Origin of the sequence: Faecalibacterium sp. Marseille-Q4896, assembly GCF_017377615.1 — a bacterium.
Classification (GTDB): domain Bacteria; phylum Bacillota; class Clostridia; order Oscillospirales; family Ruminococcaceae; genus Faecalibacterium; species Faecalibacterium taiwanense.
The window spans coordinates 1-910 of sequence record NZ_JAFREG010000023.1; the positions used below are offsets into that span (position 1 = coordinate 1).

Annotated in this window: 2 rRNA genes; both read left to right on the forward strand. The window is 47.6% G+C overall.

Going from position 1 to position 910, the window contains the following annotated elements:
* Window positions 1–113 (forward strand): 16S ribosomal RNA (locus J3348_RS14115); the annotation flags it as partial.
* 266 nt (window positions 114–379) lie between these two features.
* Window positions 380–910 (forward strand): 23S ribosomal RNA (locus J3348_RS14120); the annotation flags it as partial.

Here is a 910-nt window from a genome sequence, read left to right on the forward strand (position 1 = left end):
CCGAAGTCGGTAGTCTAACCGCAAGGAGGACGCCGCCGAAGGTAAAACTGGTGATTGGGGTGAAGTCGTAACAAGGTAGCCGTAGGAGAACCTGCGGCTGGATCACCTCCTTTCTAAGGAGTCAGGCAAGGACAAGACATCAAAAGATGGACAGTCCTTGGACAGGTAACAAACAAGCAGAGTAGATATTGTTCGATTTTGAGGGCCCTGAAAAGAACCTTCAAAGACGTACCTTGAAAACTGAATAATAACTGCGAAACAAAGATTATAGTAAGTTCTTTTTAAGAAATATTACAATTTCAAAAGGAAGGGTAACAATAATCTTCGTTGGCAAGAGAGAATCAAGAGGATACCAAATGTTCTAAGAGAACGTTTGAAAGGTCAAGCGAACAAGGGCGCAGGGCGAATGCCTTGGCACTGGGAGCCGATGAAAGACGTGATAAGCTGCGATAAGCTTCGGGGAGCTGCAAATAAGCATTGATCCGGAGATTTCTGAATGAGGAAACTCACCTGGGTTCATACTCAGGTACGTTATACTGAACTTCAAAATAGGTATATCGAGGGAACCGCCTGAACTGAAACATCTAAGTAGGGCGAGGAAGAGACATCAAACGAGATTCCGTAAGTAGTGGCGAGCGAACGCGGAAGAGGGCAAACCGAGAGTAGAAATACTTTCGGGGTACGGACTGCTTTTAGGACTCAATCTGTTAACCGAACGGCATGGGAAGGCCGGTCAGAGAGTGTGAGAACCACGTAGGTGAAAACGGAGAGAGCTGCGCAGAATCCAGAGTACGGCCAGACACGTGAAACCTGGTCGGAATACGGGGGGACCACCCTCCAACCCTAAATACTACCCAGTGACCGATAGCGTATAGTACTGTGAAGGAAAGGTGAAAAGCACCCCGGGAGG